The sequence below is a fragment of the Morganella sp. Je.2.23 genome (assembly GCF_051129855.1).
Lineage (GTDB): Bacteria > Pseudomonadota > Gammaproteobacteria > Enterobacterales > Enterobacteriaceae > Morganella > Morganella sibonii.
Window position 1 is genome coordinate 1,251,016 of record NZ_JBCPSQ010000001.1, and the last position, 13,878, is coordinate 1,264,893.

Annotated in this window: 11 protein-coding genes; 2 read left to right on the top strand and 9 right to left on the bottom strand. The window is 51.4% G+C overall.

Annotation, left to right across the window (positions count from 1 at the left end; genetic code table 11):
* Window positions 1-35: 35 nt before the first annotated feature.
* The 4 genes from acnA to topA form a co-directional block, all read right to left on the bottom strand.
* Window positions 36-2,708, bottom strand: coding sequence for an aconitate hydratase AcnA (gene acnA / locus AAZR23_RS06030; RefSeq protein ID WP_434691282.1), 2,673 nt, complete (start codon window positions 2,706-2,708; stop codon window positions 36-38).
* 146 nt (window positions 2,709-2,854) lie between these two features.
* On the bottom strand, window positions 2,855-3,262 hold the full coding sequence (locus AAZR23_RS06035; protein ID WP_434691285.1) for a hypothetical protein: 408 nt from the start codon (window positions 3,260-3,262) through the stop codon (window positions 2,855-2,857).
* Between the two features lie 22 nt (window positions 3,263-3,284).
* Window positions 3,285-4,259 carry an HTH-type transcriptional regulator CysB gene (gene cysB, locus AAZR23_RS06040; RefSeq protein ID WP_046893425.1) on the bottom strand — a complete coding sequence of 325 codons (975 nt, stop codon included), beginning with the start codon at window positions 4,257-4,259 and terminating at the stop codon, window positions 3,285-3,287.
* 368 nt (window positions 4,260-4,627) lie between these two features.
* Complete coding sequence (topA, locus tag AAZR23_RS06045; protein ID WP_434691288.1) at window positions 4,628-7,216, bottom strand: type I DNA topoisomerase; 2,589 nt, start codon at window positions 7,214-7,216, stop codon at window positions 4,628-4,630.
* Window positions 7,217-7,503: 287 nt separating this feature from the next.
* Here topA and AAZR23_RS06050 point away from each other — a divergent pair, with 287 nt between their 5' ends.
* Window positions 7,504-7,755: a YciN family protein gene (locus AAZR23_RS06050; RefSeq protein WP_046893426.1), complete on the top strand. Its 252-nt coding sequence runs from the start codon at window positions 7,504-7,506 to the stop codon at window positions 7,753-7,755.
* An 87-nt stretch (window positions 7,756-7,842) separates the two neighbouring features.
* On the opposite strand, the gene sohB is transcribed toward AAZR23_RS06050, so the two are convergent.
* Window positions 7,843-8,895, bottom strand: coding sequence for a protease SohB (sohB, locus tag AAZR23_RS06055; protein ID WP_046893611.1), 1,053 nt, complete (start codon window positions 8,893-8,895; stop codon window positions 7,843-7,845).
* Window positions 8,896-9,074: 179 nt separating this feature from the next.
* Between sohB and AAZR23_RS06060 the strand changes: the two genes are divergently transcribed.
* Complete coding sequence (locus AAZR23_RS06060; protein WP_434691292.1) at window positions 9,075-9,857, top strand: YciK family oxidoreductase; 783 nt, start codon at window positions 9,075-9,077, stop codon at window positions 9,855-9,857.
* 15 nt (window positions 9,858-9,872) lie between these two features.
* Here the strand turns inward: AAZR23_RS06060 and AAZR23_RS06065 are convergent, their stop codons facing one another.
* The 4 genes from AAZR23_RS06065 to rnm form a co-directional block, all read right to left on the bottom strand.
* Complete coding sequence (locus AAZR23_RS06065) at window positions 9,873-10,820, bottom strand: hypothetical protein (RefSeq protein ID WP_218426140.1); 948 nt, start codon at window positions 10,818-10,820, stop codon at window positions 9,873-9,875.
* Window positions 10,821-11,009: 189 nt separating this feature from the next.
* On the bottom strand, window positions 11,010-11,942 hold the full coding sequence (gene rluB / locus AAZR23_RS06070; protein ID WP_434691295.1) for a 23S rRNA pseudouridine(2605) synthase RluB: 933 nt from the start codon (window positions 11,940-11,942) through the stop codon (window positions 11,010-11,012).
* 110 nt (window positions 11,943-12,052) lie between these two features.
* The gene (locus tag AAZR23_RS06075; RefSeq protein ID WP_054423742.1) at window positions 12,053-12,673 is read right to left on the bottom strand and encodes an L-threonylcarbamoyladenylate synthase; all 621 of its coding nucleotides are present in this window, start codon (window positions 12,671-12,673) and stop codon (window positions 12,053-12,055) included.
* A 13-nt stretch (window positions 12,674-12,686) separates the two neighbouring features.
* Entirely contained in the window at window positions 12,687-13,556 is an 870-nt protein-coding gene (rnm, locus tag AAZR23_RS06080; protein ID WP_434692409.1) for an RNase RNM, read from the bottom strand.
* Window positions 13,557-13,878: the final 322 nt, after the last annotated feature.

Genomic DNA, 13,878 nt, shown 5'->3' on the forward strand with positions numbered 1-13,878 from the left:
TACCGCGCTTTGTTTTTTTATCCGCCTGACTAACGTTACGCCAGCATCTGGCGGATCACATAACAGAGGATGCCGCCGTGGCGGTAATATTCCAGCTCAGTCTGTGTATCGATACGGCACAGCGCGTTGAGTTCAGTCACCCGCCCGTCTGCATACGTGATTTTCACCGGCACAATCTGTTTCGGTGTGACGCTGTCCAGGCCGCTGACATCAATCAGTTCATCTCCGGTCAGCCCCAGTGTGCGGCGATCCGTTCCTGCCGGAAACTCCAGCGGCAGAATCCCCATACCGATCAGGTTGGAGCGGTGAATGCGTTCATAGGATTCCGTCAGCACCACTCTCACACCCAGCAGATTGGTTCCTTTCGCCGCCCAGTCACGGCTGGAGCCGGAACCGTACTCTTTACCGGCAATCACCACCAGCGGCGTTCCTGACGCCTGATAACGCATTGCGGCATCAAAAATAGCCAGTGTTTCCCCGGTCGGTATATGACGGGTAAATCCGCCCTCCGTGCCCGGCACCATTTCATTGCGGATGCGGATATTGGCAAATGTCCCGCGCACCATTACTTCATGGTTACCACGTCGTGAGCCGTAGGAGTTAAAATCGGCCGGTTTCACACCGAGTGCCTGTAAATAACGTCCCGCCGGGCTGTCTGCTTTGATATTCCCCGCCGGAGAGATATGGTCAGTGGTCACAGAGTCACCGAGGATCGCCAGGATACGCGCCTGTTTCACATCGTTCACCGGTGCCGGTGCAACCGGCATGCCCTCAAAATACGGCGGATGGCGGATATAGGCGGAATCCGGCTGCCACTGGTAAGTCGGGGTATTTTCCACCGGCAGTGACTGCCATTGCTCATCCCCGTCAAACACTGCCGAGTATTCTTTGCGGAACATCTCCGTTTTCACTTTTTCCACCGCAGCAGCAATCGCGGCATTATCCGGCCAGATATCTTTTAACAGCACCGGCTTGCCCTGTTTATCATAACCCAGCGGATCGGTTTCGAGATTACAGTGCAGATTACCGGCCAGTGCATAAGCCACCACCAGCGGCGGAGACGCCAGCCAGTTGGTTTTCACCAGCGGATGGATACGCCCCTCAAAGTTGCGGTTACCGGATAACACCGCACCGACCGTCAGGTCATGACCTTTGATGGCAGTCTCAATTTCCGCATCCAGCGGCCCGGAGTTACCGATACAGGTAGTACAACCATAACCGACAAGATTAAATCCCAGCTGATCCAGATATGGCGTGAATCCGGCAGCATTCAGATAATCGGTTACCACTTTCGAACCCGGCGCAAGGGACGTTTTCACCCACGGTTTACGGGTCAGCCCTTTTTCAGCCGCATTTTTTGCCAGTAAACCGGCGGTCATCAGTACACCCGGGTTCGACGTGTTGGTACAGGACGTGATAGCGGCGATCACCACCGCGCCGTCTTCAAGGGTAAAATCGTCACCGTGCAGAGAAACCGGAACCTTCGCCGCCGGTGATTTTTTATTCAGTTCCAGATCAACCGCAGCCTGAAACGCGCCCGGCACCTGCGCCAGCACGACTCTGTCCTGCGGACGTTTCGGTCCGGCGAGGCTGGTCTGCACCTCCGCCAGATCCAGCGCCAGCCCGGAGGTAAAGCGCGGCTCATCGCCCTCGTGACGCCACAAGCCCTGTGTTTTACAGTAAGCTTCCACCAGCGCGATTTCTTCATCACTGCGGCCGGTCAGACGCATGTAGCCGAGTGTGACATCATCCACCGGGAAGAAACCGCAGGTCGCGCCATACTCCGGTGACATATTAGCGATGGTGGCACGGTCAGCCAGCGGTAACTGCGCCAGACCGTCCCCCCAGAACTCAACAAATTTGCCCACCACACCGTGTTTGCGCAGCATTTGTGTCACTGTCAGTACCAGGTCGGTAGCCGTGATCCCCTCACGCAAACGGCCGGTAAGTTTAAAGCCGGCCACATCCGGGATCAGCATCGACACCGGCTGTCCGAGCATAGCCGCTTCCGCCTCAATACCGCCCACACCCCAGCCCAGTACCCCGAGGCCGTTAATCATCGTGGTGTGGGAATCTGTCCCGACCAGGGTATCCGGATAGGCATAGGTTTTACCGTCACGGGTTTCATACCAGACTGATTTCCCGAGGTACTCGAGGTTAACCTGATGGCAGATCCCGGTACCCGGCGGCACCACACGAAAACGGTCAAATGCCTGCTGTCCCCAGCGCAGGAAGCGGTAGCGTTCGTTATTACGTGACATTTCAATCGCCACGTTATCGGCAAATGCCTGCTCACTGGCATACTCATCCACCATCACTGAGTGGTCAATAACCAGGTCGACCGGTGACAGAGGATTAACCTTGCTTTCCTTGCCGCCCAGCACACGGATAGCCTGGCGCATCGCCGCCAGATCGACTACGGCCGGAACACCGGTAAAATCCTGCATCAGGACACGGGCAGGCCGGAAAGCGATTTCATGGTCAGCCGTGCCGGTTTTCTGCCAGTCAATCAGTGCCTGTAAATCACGCACCTGTACGCTGTCACCATCAAGATTACGCAACAGGTTTTCAGCCAGAACTTTCAGGGATTTGGGGAGTTTACTGATATTGCCGAGCTGTTCTGCCAGGCGGGAGAGATCATAGATATGGTAGTGCTTTCCGCCCGCCGTCAGCAGGGTTTCACACTGTTGCTTTAAGGTTAACGACATAACGCCTCCACACAGAGTGTACGGGTTAAACAGGTATCTTCCTTATTATTTTCATTATAAAGATACCATATTCCCGTATTCTTTGCGGGGTCAGCCACACAAATTGTTAATTCAATGTAACTAAAACTAACAATTTTGCAGGATAATTAATCCGGGCTGTACGCCGTGATGACCCGGGTTCCCTGCCCGTCATCCTCAAATATGATCGTATCCAGGCCACCGTTAAATAACTGAGTCACCGTCAGGTGATTGTTACCCTGCCATTTATATTCCAGACTGACCGTATCACCATAATCTGTGAAAGCGCGATCTGTGCCCGGAGTCAGTTTTTCTGTCAGGTTTTTCGGTTCTCCGGTTGTGCTGCGGTAGATCCCGTAAGTCTGCACCAGATTACTGTTTTTGTAGTAACATTCATCTGTTGAATCATAGCTTTCCGGGTCACGCACCGTTTCTTTGCAGACGGGTGCGGCCGGTGTTGCGGATGCAGAGACTGCCGCCGGAAACAGCCCGGCGGCAAGCAGAACAACACCCGTCAGTACGGATAATTTTGTCATCGGTTCCCCTGATAATGTGTATTCAGACGATCGGCAGCGAAATGTCTTTAAACATAGCTTCGATGTCTTCATTATTACGCAGCGCAATCGCTTTATCCACCACATCCCGCGTCAGATGCGGTGCGAAACGCCACATAAAATCATACATATACGTTCTCAGGAAACTGCCGCGCCGGAAACCGATTTTTGTGGTGCTGTAACTGAATTTATCCCGCATATCGATACTGACGAGGTCTTTATCGGTCTCCGGGTCAACCGCCATACTGGCAATAATCCCGATCCCGAGCCCGAGGCGGACATAGGTTTTAATCACATCCGCATCCGTGGCGGTAAAGACCACTTTCGGCTTCAGTCCCTGTTTTTCAAAGGTGTTGTCCAGTTCTGAACGCCCGGTGAAACCGTGGGTATAGGTGACAATTTCATATTCCGCGATATCAGCGATGGTCAGATCACGCCGCTGCGCCAGCGGGTGATCACGGCGGACCACCACGGCCCGGTTCCACCGGTAGCACGGCAGCATAATCAAATCGTTATACAGATGCAGCGCTTCTGTCGCGATAGCAAAATCACTGTTGCCCTTGCAGACATCCTCTGCGATCTGTGTCGGTGTCCCCTGATGCATATGCAGAGAAACGTGCGGGTAACGCTCGATAAAGCCTTTAATCACCGGCGGCAGTGCATAACGCGCCTGGGTATGCGTCGTGGCGATACTCAGCGTTCCCTGCTCCGGATAAGTGTGTTCGCTGGCAACCGCTTTGATGGCATCAATTTTTGCCAGCACCTCGCGGGAGATACGGATAACCGACTCCCCGGCAGGTGTCACATGCGTCAGATGTTTACCGCTGCGGGCAAAAATCTGCATACCCAGCTCATCTTCCAGCATCCGTATCTGCTTACTGATACCGGGTTGTGATGTGTACAGCCCCTCAGCAGTCGAGGAGACATTCAGATTGTGATTAACCACTTCCACAATATAGCGCAGCTGCTGTAATTTCATCCGCTTATTCCTTTCCGTGCAGGTTTGACATTGCTTACTTCTTTTTCATCTTTATTATTACTAAAAAGAATAAGTGAGCAAATTGTTATAACGTTATTCTATTCTTCGACGATATAACAAAAACTGCACTGACACCAGTCAAAATATAACAGGCTAATACCCTTATACAGCGCTTCGCGCGGAAAAGTACGGAAAATCGCGGCCCCCTCTTCTTAGGCCGTTTTCATCAATGCTTATAACAAAAAGCTATTAATCACTGTCTGCCGTACAATACACCGTCAGATCACTGTTTCCGGCATAAAAAAACCGGTCAGGAAAATTCCTGACCGGTTTTTATTATTGTGACAGCAGAACGTTATAACGACAGATTATTTGGCTTTCTCAACCCATTTGCCGTCGATATAGAATGCAGACCAGCCGGTCGCTTTGCCGTCTTTATCGGATGCCACATACTGCTGTTTGGTTTTACGGCTCCAGCGGACCGTTGTCGGATTGCCGTCCGGATCAGCGACCGGCGCATCAGCCAGGTAACGCATTTTCTCAGACAGGCGATCTTTAAAGCGAACCAGTTCTGCCACCTGAGGTGCACGGGTTTCCCGTGATTTCGGGAAGTTATGTGCCGCCAGGAAGATACCGGCTGCACCATCACGCAATACAAAGTATGCATCTGACTTCTCGCACGGCAGTTCCGGTAACGGGACCGGATCTTCTTTCGGCGGAGCCACTTCGCCGTTACGCAGAATTTTGCGGGTATTTTTACATTCGTCGTTGGTACAACCCATGTATTTACCGAAACGCCCCATTTTCAGGTGCATTTCAGAACCGCATTTTTCACACTCAACAACCGGGCCGTCATACCCTTTAATGCGGAATTCACCCTCTTCGACTTCGTACCCTTCACATTCCGGGTTATTACCGCAGACATGCAGTTTACGGCTGGTGTCGATCAGGTAGCTGTCCATCGCGGTGCCGCATTTCGGGCAGCGGCGGCGGGCACGCAGTGCATTGGTTTCCGCATCATCCCCTTCAAGGATATTGAGGATTTCATGTTCCGGGATCAGGTTGATAGTCTGCTTGCAGCGCTCTTTCGGCGGCAGTGCATAACCGGAACAACCAAGGAATACCCCGGTGGAAGCAGTACGTATCCCCATCGGACGGGAACAGGTCGGACAAATGATCGAGGTGATGATCATCGGGTTCGTCCGCATGCCGCCTTCTTCCGGATCTTTGCCCGCGTTATCCAGCTGTTTGCTGAAATCGGCAAAGAATTCATCCAGGACGGATTTCCATTTCGCTTCATTGTTGGCGATATGGTCGAGCTGATTTTCCATCCGCGCGGTAAAATCGTAGTTCATCAGTTCCGCAAAGGTTTCTTCGAGACGATCGGTGACAATCTCACCCATTTTCTCGGCATAGAAACGGCGGTTTTCCACTTTCACATAACCGCGATCCTGAATGGTGGAAATAATTGACGCATAGGTGGACGGACGTCCGATACCGCGTTTTTCCAGCTCTTTAACCAGCGACGCTTCACTGAAACGGGCCGGCGGCTTGGTGAAGTGCTGCACCGGATCGATCGCTTCACGCGTCATGATTGTCCCCGGTGCAATCGCAGGCAGGGTATTATCTTCATCATTCTTACGCAGCGCAGGCATCACTTTGGTCCAGCCGTCGAAACGCAGCGTGCGTCCTTTGGCTTTCAGTGTGAAATCGCCCGCTTCCGCGGTCAGTGTGGTGGAATCGTATTTAGCCGGTGTCATCTGACACGCGACGAACTGACGCCAGATAAGCTGATACAGGCGGCGTGCATCCGGCTCCATATCCTTAAGCATCTCTTCCGTTACTGCGATATCAGACGGACGGATAGCTTCGTGCGCTTCCTGGGAGTTCTCTTTGTTGCTGTACAGATTCGGTGAGGCAGGCAGATATTTATCACCGAAATTCTCAGTGATATAGTCACGCGCCATCGTAATGGCATCCTGGCTCAGGTTGGTGGAATCGGTACGCATATAAGTGATGTGACCGGCTTCATACAGACGCTGTGCCATCATCATGGTTTTTTTCACACCAAAGCTCAGGCGGGTACTCGCGGCCTGCTGAAGTGTGGAGGTAATAAACGGTGCCCCCGGCTTGCTGGACGTCGGACGGTCTTCACGGTCAATAATTTTGAAGGTGGCAGCCTGTAACTTGCTGACAGCCGCCAGTGCCTGTTTCTCATTGACTGCTTTAAAGGTTTTTCCGTTTTCCTGCGCGACTTCCATGCGCAGCTGATCGTTTTTATCAGACAGCAGTGCGTGGATCTGCCAGTATTCTTCCGGCACAAACGCTTTGATTTCGCGCTCACGCTCAACAATCAGACGCACTGCGACGGACTGCACACGACCGGCAGATAAACCACGGGCAATTTTCTTCCACAGCAGCGGAGAAACCATATAACCCACAACGCGATCCATAAAGCGGCGCGCCTGCTGGGCATTCACCCGATCAATATTCAGTTCGCCCGGCTGCTCAAACGCCTGGCTTATCGCATTTTTGGTGATTTCGTTAAAGACAACCCGGCTGAAACGACTGTAGTCACCACCTATCACTTCCCGCAGGTGCCACGCAATGGCTTCCCCTTCGCGGTCAAGGTCCGTTGCGAGATAGATGTGTGATGCATCGGCGGCCAGGTGCTGTAACTCAGAAACAACCTTCTCTTTACCCGGCAGAATCTGATAATTCGCTTCCCAGCCGTGGTACGGGTCAACACCCATCCGGCTGACCAGCGCTGTGCGTTCGTCTTTTTTAACTTTTTTCGTTTTATCGCCTGCAGCAGCGGGTTTACGGCTCGCTGAACCACTCGTCGGCAGATCCCGGATATGACCGACGCTGGATTTCACCACGTAGTCTTTGCCGAGATACTTGTTAATCGTTTTGGCTTTTGCCGGGGACTCCACGATGACAAGAGCTTTACCCATAATTATCATTACCTAAATTTTCGGGGCGATTATAAAAACGCCAATTTTTGCGTCAAATACACTGCCTTTTATATTGAGGCACTTTCGTAATAGATCAACTCTTTTTATACTAATGCTTTGTTTCAACTCAAAACATCTGTCAGGAAATGATGTATTTTTAATATCGCCGTCACCGGAGTGTATTACGCAAATAGTCTTCCCGCCAGTTTGCGGGGCTCTTGAAAAGTTCACACTCTACCTGATAAATAGTGATGCGCAACAAATTATTTTTCAAAGGAGTTCACAGAATGCAAAAAGAAACCATCGCCATCAGTAAGCCAGAGCTGTTAGAAAAAGCCAATAAAATCATACAGGAACATGAGGATTTTCTGGAAGGCATGCAGGCTGATGATGTTGAACAGAAATCCGGCGTATTGGTTTTTAAAGGTGAATACTTTTTAGACGACCAGGGCCTGCCGACACTCAAAAGTGCGGCCGTCTTTAATATGTTTAAACATCTCGCTCACGTTCTGTCAGAACAATATCATTTGGCAGATTAACCGGAGGCCGCCGGAATAATCACCGGCAGAATAATAATCTGCAAAGAATAACGGCAGCTTTCGCTGCCGTTATTTATACTGCGCCGGTTATTTTCCGACCGGTCCGTTCCCGCGCTGCCACCAGCGGAGAATAAGACGGTCCGCGCTCATCATCACACTCTGGGTGATTTTATCGATAAGACGCTTACGGCGGAAATAACGTACCTGAATAACTTCGTGATCCGGAATTGCCGCAACAATTAAATCATCACTCACTGCCAGTTCATCAACCAGTCCCAGCTCTTTCGCCTGAGTACCGTACCAGTGCTCACCGGTCGCCACTTTTTCAATATCCAGGGACGGACGGTTCTGAGAGACAAAGTTTTTGAACAAAACGTGCGTTTCATCCAGCTCCTGGCGGAATTTCTCACGGCCTTCATCGGTATTTTGTCCGATGAATGTCAGCGTGCGCTTATATTGACCAGCAGTATGCATTTCCACATCAATATCATTTTTCTTCAGCAGACGATGGATGTTAGGCACCTGAGCCACCACACCAATCGATCCCAGGATGGCAAACGGTGCCGCCACAATTTTATCCGCCACACACGCCATCATATAACCACCGCTGGCTGCAACTTTATCCACCGCGATGGTGATACGGATATTTTTCTCGCGCAGACGGGTCAGCTGAGCTGCTGCCAGACCATAGGCATGTACCAGTCCGCCCGGACTTTCCAGACGCACCAGGACTTCATCCAGGCCCGGTTCGGCCACAGACAGAATAATCGTGATTTCCTCGCGCAGCGATTCCACTTCGTGAGCATCCAGGCTGCCTTTAAAATCGACCACATAGATGCAGGATTTGCGCAGGCGGGTCTGCCCGTTTTTGGCGTTATTTTTGTCTTTTTTATCTTCGTTTTTCTGTTGTTTTTTAAACGCTTTATTCCAGACTTTCTGCTCTGCTTCGCTCATGCGCGCATGTTGCATTTCACGCTGTCTGTCACGGTAATTTTCACCCAGATCAGTCAGACGTAATTTACCTAAAGACTGCCCTTTACGGATACTGAGCATGACAAAAAACACGACAATGGCAATGATTGCCAGAACAATAGTTACGGTTTCCGCAAGAAACAAACCGTATTGTGAGAGAAACTCCACCGGCACACCTTAATGCTGTTAAATTGAATGGGGCTATTTTAACTAAAAAATTTGATAAATGCTCAACTAGTTTTGTAACCCTTGATGGCAATCACGCCCTGAGGACGGTATGATGAAAACGGATTCACACCCTCTCAGAGATGTGATATCCGTCCATTCGTTTTTCCGGAGTTATCACCATGCATAATAATGATGTATCCCGCTTTTCCCCGTCCTCCCCTGATGCACTGAAAAATAAAATCATACTGATAACCGGTGCCGGTGACGGAATCGGCCGTGAAGCCGCCCTGACCTATGCCCGCTACGGTGCGGAACTGATTCTGACCGGCCGGACAGAATCCAAATTACAGGCTGTCCGCGATGAAATTGCACAGCGTTATAAAACAACATCCCGCATCTTTCATCAGGATTTGCTGACGCTGACAGAAGCGCAGGGCCGTGAGTTTGCGGCGATGCTGGCGCAGGAAATTCCGCGTCTGGACGGTGTGCTGCACAATGCCGGAATTCTGGGCGTGGTCGCCCCGTTCACAGAACAGCCGGTCGCGTTATGGCAGGATGTGATGCAGGTGAATGTCAATGGCACCTTTATACTGACACAGGCACTGTTACCGCTGCTGCTGAAATCCCCGCAAAGCTCGCTGGTATTCACATCATCAAGTGTCGGCCGCGAAGGCCGTGCCGGATGGGGTGCGTATGCCGTCTCCAAATTTGCCACTGAAGGTATGATGCAGGTTCTGGCTCAGGAATATGAAGGTACCGGCCTGCGCGTCAGCTGCATTAACCCCGGCGGCACCCGTACATCCATGCGTGCGGGCGCATTCCCGGATGAGGCGTCAGAAAAACTGAAAACCCCGGCGGATATTATGCCTACCTATTTATATGTGATGTGTGACGACAGCGCAGGTAAGAACGGGATCAGCTATGATGCGCAGCCGGGCCGCAAAGCCGGACCGGCGGAGTAACAGAAGACAGTAACGTCAGTGTGCCGGGGACGCGTCATCCGCTTTCAGCAATAAAACCCCGGCACCAAATATCTCACCGGTTTCCTGTATGAAATCACTGAATTTCCGGCTCTCTTCTTTATCCGTTTTATTCTCTTTATCACTGTGCAGTAATAACTGACGGTAATAGTTTGCCATCCGCATCAGTACCCTGTGATAACGGCTGTATATTTCATATTTTCTGGTCACATCCGTCTGATTCTGAAACTCCGCCATAATCCCGGTTATTTCCGCCGCAGCCTGACGCAATTCCGGGTCCTGAAACTGAATGTCGCGCAGGCGGATATGATTATTGATATCCGCATCCTGTTCCGGCCTGATCACCGTGTCATCAGGCAATGAACTGACACCGCGCGGGTTGTATTCCAGAAAGCGGCGAAACTCTTTCTCATTCATACAGACGGTTACCATTCCCTTTTCACCGGCGACAAATTTATCCAGAACGGCCTTAATATCGGGGATATCAGAAAAATAACGGCATTTAAACATATTATTATCGATAATTTCTGCATTGCTGGTCTGCAATGGCCCCTGATAATAATGGCCGTCAAATTTAAACGTCTTAATAAGAGAGTTAAACTGCGGCGAATACAATGTATCACCGTCATGGATGGTGTAAGAATAATAACGGGCACGGGACGGATTCAGGATTCCGCCGCTGTTCCCGGGATACGCCAGAAAGGAAATCTGCTGTCCCTGCGGGGTCTCCAGCTTATTCAGACCGGAGGGCAGATACGTAATTCCCTCCGAATCGTGTGCAAGATGATAACTTTTTCCGTTTACCGTAAAAAACAGGTCATCCCCGGTAATATTACTGTAGTAATACCGGCTCAGCTCTGGCGTATCACGCTGTGTTCCGTCACCGCATCCGGAAAGCAGAAAGATGAGCGTTAACAGACCGCATCGGGTTATCGCAATAATCATCTCCTCGCAGAGAAACCGCTGTTTTCCGGTTATTCACCGGCGGAAAATAGTGTTTTGATTATTTTAACTCACCCGGCAGGTATTTGCATGATCCCTGTAAAAAAACGTCCTGTGTTTTGAACACAGGACGTTTATAAACGCGGATTCAGACTGAAATAACAGAAATACCGGTTTTATATCACCGGATTATTATTTACCGGTACGGCGTTTCTGTGTATTTCCGGTGCCCTGGCGGCTTGATGCCGGACGTCCGGAAATACGTTTTGATGCGGTGGTGCCTATTTGTGAGTGACGTTTTACCGCACGGCGAATCTGATTCGCTTTGATCCGGCGTTTATCACTTTCCACTGAAACCTTCGTGGTGGTTTCCGGTGACAGACCCACCAGTTCCCGCAGATAGTTGGTTTTTTCCAGGTTCAGTTCCACCCAGCCGCCGCGGGGCAGCGCTTTAGGCAGATCGATATCACCATAACGGACACGGATCAGGCGGCTGACCTGCACACCGACCGCTTCCCACATCCGGCGGACTTCGCGGTTACGCCCCTCTGTCAGCGAGACGTTAAACCACTGGTTGATACCTTCCCCACCCTTGAATTTCAGTGAACGGAACGAGGCCGGGCCATCTTCCAGCTGAACACCCTTGAGCAGCTGGTTGCGTTTGGCATCATCAACTTCACCGAAAACGCGGACCGCGTATTCACGCTCCACTTCACGGCTCGGGTGCATCAGGCGGTTTGCCAGTTCCCCGTCAGTCGTGAACAGCAGCAGACCACTGGTATTCACATCCAGGCGGCCGACCGCAATCCAGCGGGCTCCCTGAATGCGCGGCAGACGATCGAAAACCGTCGGACGGCCGTCCGGATCGTGGCGGGTACATAATTCCCCTTCCGGCTTATAATAAGCCAGCACCCGGCACGGGTTTTTCTGTGCATCTTTGATACCTAAAACCCGGCCGTCAAGGCGGATTTTGGCGTTGGTATTAACATCGATACGGTCACCCAGTGTGGCGGTTTTACCGTCAATGGAGATACGGCCCGCTTCGATGTAACTTTCAATTTCGCGGCGTGAGCCATGCCCTGCATGCGCTAACACCTTTTGTAACTTTTCTGTTTTCTGGCTCATTGAGCACCCTCTGCTGTCGCCTTCACAGGCGTCATAAAAATCAACCGCAGCATTATACACAGGTTAATGCACGGCGCTAACGCATTTTACACATCTGACGCTCACCGTAATCACCGGAACGGCGTGACATCTCCGGTTCCTTCACGCACCACCACCGGTACGTCGTCAGTCAGATCGATTACTGTGGTCGGCTGCTGACCGATATAACCACCGTGGATCACCAGGTCAACCTGTTTGCCCAGGGTATCATTAATTTCTTCCGGGTCAGATTCCGCAAAATCATTACCCGGCAGAATCAGACTGGCCGACATCAGCGGCTGTCCCATTGCGGCAAGTAAATCCATCGCAATCGGATTCGACGGAATACGCAGACCGATGGTTTTACGTTTTTCACTCATCAGACGGCGCGGTACTTCTTTTGTCGCCCGCAGAATAAAGGTGTAATTGCCCGGCGTATTATTTTTGATTAAACGGAATACAGTATTATCCACATGCGCATACGTGGAGATATCCGATAAATCACGGCACATCAGGGTAAAGTTATGGTTACTGTCTATCTGACGCAGGCGGCAGATCCGTTGTAACGCATCTTTATCTTCCAGGCGGCAGCCGATGGCATAACCGGAGTCGGTCGGGTAAATCACCACACCGCCTTTATTAAAAATATCCACGCTCTGGCTAATCAGGCGTGCCTGCGGGTTATCCGGATGGATATAAAACATCTGGCCCATGTTGTTTCCTCTGTTAATCCTTCAATGACCAATCCTGCCAGATTGGTATCACATCACCCGGCAACCACAATTTACGGCCCAGTTCTATCCACGAACACGGCTGATGAAAATCGGAGCCCTGGGAGGCTTTTAATTCGTATGTTACGGCATACTGCGCCAGTGTCCGGCGCTCATCCGGGGCCTGCTGACACTGCGCCACTTCCATGGCATCGCCCCCGGTCTGTTTAAAGAAATCGCACAGACGTTTAAGCCACTTTGCAGATAAACCATAACGCCCGGGATGTGCCAGCACCGCCTGCCCGCCTGCGGCATGAACCGCTTTCACCGCGTCAGGAATATCACACCACTGCGGCGGCACATAGCCGGTTTTGTTGCGGGCAAGATAACGTTTGAACACCTTCGGAATCGTCGGTTCCACGCCGCGGGCAATCAATACCCGGGCGAAATGTCCGCGGGTGACTTCTCCGCCCTGAGCCAGCGCATTCGCCTCTTCCCAGGTGCCTTCAATCCCGGCCTTTGCCAGCCGTTCACTGATAAGCATGCCGCGTGCCCGGCGCCGCGCTGACTGCTGCGCCAGTAATTCTGTCATTGCCGGATGGGTAATATCAATATTCAGTCCGACAATATGGATCTCATGATGTTCCCAAAGTGTTGATATTTCAACACCATTAATCACTTTTAGCGGCAAATTATTTGCCTGCTGATAATGATGCGCCGCCGGAAGTGCATCCGTGGTGTCGTGATCGGTAATTGCCAGCACGGTCACGCCCATCTCAGCGGCTCTGTCCAGTAACTGCTCCGGTGTCAGCATGCCGTCTGACGCAGTGGTATGGCTGTGTAAATCATAGCACGACAGGTCGAGACCTGTATTTTCCGGCTCCATCGCGTCTCCCTTCTGTTCTGACAACGTTTTGTCTGAGGTAATCTCATGACATTTCATCACCCGCCTTTTTGCGGGCAGCACAGTATTCCACAAAAAGCCTTGACACACCAATCACGATCTAGTTAACTAGTACACAGAACGAGTTATCTGTAATCACTGTTTATACTGAGGACATCCCATGAACATGCACAAACTGAACAATCGTTGGTGGCGCAATCTTTCCCGTCGGGCGGAATGGTTGTGCGTGCATGTCAGTTAACCGGCTGTACCAAAGCACAAAACCCGCCCCCGTGGCGGGTTTTTTTATGGCAAAAATTCACTT

What these genes read in the sequence shown, in the direction of transcription:
- acnA (WP_434691282.1), bottom strand. Translation starts at nt 2,708, where the DNA reads ATGTCGTTAACCTTAAAGCAACAGTGTGAAACCCTGCTGACGGCGGGC.
- AAZR23_RS06035 (WP_434691285.1), bottom strand. Translation starts at nt 3,262, where the DNA reads ATGACAAAATTATCCGTACTGACGGGTGTTGTTCTGCTTGCCGCCGGG.
- cysB (WP_046893425.1), bottom strand. Translation starts at nt 4,259, where the DNA reads ATGAAATTACAGCAGCTGCGCTATATTGTGGAAGTGGTTAATCACAAT.
- topA (WP_434691288.1), bottom strand. Translation starts at nt 7,216, where the DNA reads ATGGGTAAAGCTCTTGTCATCGTGGAGTCCCCGGCAAAAGCCAAAACG.
- AAZR23_RS06050 (WP_046893426.1), top strand. Translation starts at nt 7,504, where the DNA reads ATGCAAAAAGAAACCATCGCCATCAGTAAGCCAGAGCTGTTAGAAAAA.
- AAZR23_RS06060 (WP_434691292.1), top strand. Translation starts at nt 9,075, where the DNA reads ATGCATAATAATGATGTATCCCGCTTTTCCCCGTCCTCCCCTGATGCA.
- AAZR23_RS06065 (WP_218426140.1), bottom strand. Translation starts at nt 10,820, where the DNA reads ATGATTATTGCGATAACCCGATGCGGTCTGTTAACGCTCATCTTTCTG.
- rluB (WP_434691295.1), bottom strand. Translation starts at nt 11,942, where the DNA reads ATGAGCCAGAAAACAGAAAAGTTACAAAAGGTGTTAGCGCATGCAGGG.
- AAZR23_RS06075 (WP_054423742.1), bottom strand. Translation starts at nt 12,673, where the DNA reads ATGGGCCAGATGTTTTATATCCATCCGGATAACCCGCAGGCACGCCTG.
- rnm (WP_434692409.1), bottom strand. Translation starts at nt 13,556, where the DNA reads ATGGAGCCGGAAAATACAGGTCTCGACCTGTCGTGCTATGATTTACAC.